We start from the raw sequence: 2,575 nt of genomic DNA on the forward strand, positions 1-2,575 counted from the left end.
AGTACTAGGTCGCGAACCTGCGACTGGCGACCTGGGGTTTCTGCGATTCGGTGGGTGGGTGTCAAGAATGGGGAACGGGCCCGACCTGGGGAAATGGTCGAGCCTTATGGTGCCCTCGGCGGGGCACGATATAGATGGGAACAGTACCGACCAGCATCTTCTTGCTGGGCGGCTGGTCATCGAACCCGATTTCGCCCTGAGTAGCCGCAATCATTAGGGGCACGGGTGTTGAGACTTCCTGGTGCCGGTGGGGTCGTTCGATCGCTCCGTATGCGCTACTTCTGCCGCGGCGCCTGCCCATCTGGTGATCTCCCACAACACCTCGGCTTGGCGTTGTGCACTGCGGCCAGGCGGCGGTCACCTGAACGCAAACTATTGCTACTGGCCGTGCTGACCGAACCGGCTGACCGCAGCATCAACCGGCCTGCTTCGTTCGGGTTTTTAGTTGAGTTCATCCGCAGCCGGGGCGTCGATGAGCAGACTCCGAACAGCGATCAGCGCGTCTTCCAGCGATCGAAAGACCTGGGTGTGACCCATGAACTTCTCCTCGGCCGGGCGCTCGACGGACGCACCCCACTCGTTGTCCTTGCCTTGGATCACGCCGAGGTGATCGTTGAGCCATATCTCGACATCGACTGCTCCCGAAGGGAACTGCTCGACGCTGAGCCTGGTCGCGTAGGCGGTATGCCGCCGAACCAGCGTCTCGAGTTCCTCCTGGTCATAGGCCATCGAACGATCTTCTTTCTCGTTGACGCCCACCGCCGCGGTTAGCGCGAGGCTTCGTGGGACTTGTCGAATGCGTCGAGGCCGACTTCTCGGAGGTGGTAGTCGCCGTCGAGGCTGCCGGTCTTGTAGTAAGTGAAGAATATTTGCGCGGCTTCGTCGGCGGTGAACACCTCGGCGGGGTAGGCGCGGGGTGCATGGTTGCCGCGTTGGAAGGGGATGATCACTTCCGGGTCGCCGTCGTAGTCACCGGGACGGCCGAGCGTGAACAGCCGCGAAACTCCATCGACGCCCATGTGGATCTCGACGCTCAGAGCGTCCGCGGCGCCTGCACATTGCAGGTATTGCAGGCCCATCGCAGCCTCGTCGGCTTCAGTGAGTTCGTCGGGCCATGCGGGAGTAGGCAGGGCAGCGAGGTTGAGGGAGTACCGGTCGTCGCCGTTGAGGCGTCGCAGCGGCCGTTGGAATTCCTCGATCGTGTGCCTGGATCCGAAGTACGTCGTCAGTCGGCCACCGCTGTATTCCGGTCGATGAGTCTGGGGCACTTGGTCATCTCTTCTGCCCGTGCGGGGCGTTACGAGGACCGCTGGAACCCGCACCGCATACCGCGGCTCGAACCCGGCCAGGGAGTCGCGCTCACGACTCTGGAGTGCGTCCCTCGAGGTCAGCGCACATCGCGGCGAACCACTCCGACACCGACTGGTAGACCGGTGCAGCGAGGAACCCGTCGTCATTGCCGAACCACACCGGCGGATCGGGTTCACGCACTTGCGATCCATCGATCACCTCGTAGAACCAGCCTTCTTCCATCTCGAGCACAGATACGACGAGCAGGTGTTCGGAATCGCTGTGCGGGGCTGTCGTACTCGGCGAAATTCTGAGCCAACTGACGCTGTTCGGCGTTGATCGCGCGGACGCCGATTGCCCGATAGCCCTGGCCTCCAGCCGATTCGAATCGTCCTGGGTCACGTCCGATCAGGCGCAGTACCTCGCGAACGGCGGCTGGCACCGCCGGGGCGTTTTGGTCGGCTGCCATCGTATCGATCTCGCCGTCATCGGCACCTTCCACGGCGTGAGGGTCGAACCCACGGCGCACGAGCTCGTCGAAGCGTGCCCGAATTTTCGTGATCGCCTCCTCTGACATGGAGCAAATGTAGTGAATCGAGCGCATAGAGCCAGGTAGGCAAAGCGGGACATCGCGGACGTGTTGACATCGGCTTCTGCCGCGACCCGGGCGTTTGAACGCGCAGCCCGAAGGGTCAATACCAGGGAAATTGCGTGGGATCAGGCTGTGCTTGGAGCGATTTCAGGGCCTGCCTGCCGGTCAGCACGACGGTGTCGACATAGTTGCGGCACGCCTCACTGCTTGTCATCGCGAGTCGTAGTGGTTCGAGCTGCTCCGCCGTCGGGGGTGCAGGGATTTCTCCGCGCTTTCTCACCCTGGCAGCCGCTGCGGTGAGAACCTCCAATGCCGCATCGGTATCTCCGGTTACCCCGAGCGCCGTCGCGTGATTGTAGGCATCGAGGCGCCAGCGCTCGCCCTCGACCCGCTCTCCAGCCCAATACTTCGGTGCCGGCCGCTTCGCGGCGGCCAACAAGGCCAGATGTTTGCGGTCATCCTCGGTGTCGCAGAACAACTCCGACACCACGTGGTGAGCGGATCGGACTATCGAATCGGTCTTCTCGAGTACGGACTTCCGGTCGACCTCCAGATCAACCGACGTCAGGATCCTTCGGCTACCCCAACCCATCACAAACTCGCTCCCTTCCAAGGGATAGCTGCGAGGGTTCCATAGGTATTGGCAGCCGATGTTCAGCCGAGCTGATACCGATCGACCGGGTTCGAAGTCAA

General features: G+C 62.4%; 4 protein-coding genes. All 4 read right to left on the bottom strand.

Translation table 11 applies throughout. The annotated features are described in order from the left end of the window. Positions 1 to 441 precede the first annotated feature (441 nt). Positions 442 to 729, bottom strand: coding sequence for a hypothetical protein (locus NS2_RS35395; protein ID WP_143837678.1), 288 nt, complete (start codon positions 727 to 729; stop codon positions 442 to 444). Between the two features lie 38 nt (positions 730 to 767). Continuing rightward, positions 768 to 1,268 (bottom strand): hypothetical protein, encoded by a 501-nt coding sequence (locus NS2_RS35400; RefSeq protein WP_143161470.1) that lies wholly within the window; start codon positions 1,266 to 1,268, stop codon positions 768 to 770. Positions 1,269 to 1,359: 91 nt separating this feature from the next. Further along, entirely contained in the window at positions 1,360 to 1,692 is a 333-nt protein-coding gene (locus tag NS2_RS37065; RefSeq protein ID WP_143161469.1) for a hypothetical protein, read from the bottom strand. Positions 1,693 to 1,982: 290 nt separating this feature from the next. Next, a partial coding sequence (locus tag NS2_RS35410; RefSeq protein ID WP_222594913.1) for a hypothetical protein occupies positions 1,983 to 2,575 on the bottom strand: 593 nt, incomplete at its 5' end.

This window comes from Nocardia seriolae NBRC 15557, assembly GCF_007990715.1.
Taxonomy (GTDB): Bacteria; Actinomycetota; Actinomycetes; order Mycobacteriales; family Mycobacteriaceae; genus Nocardia; species Nocardia seriolae.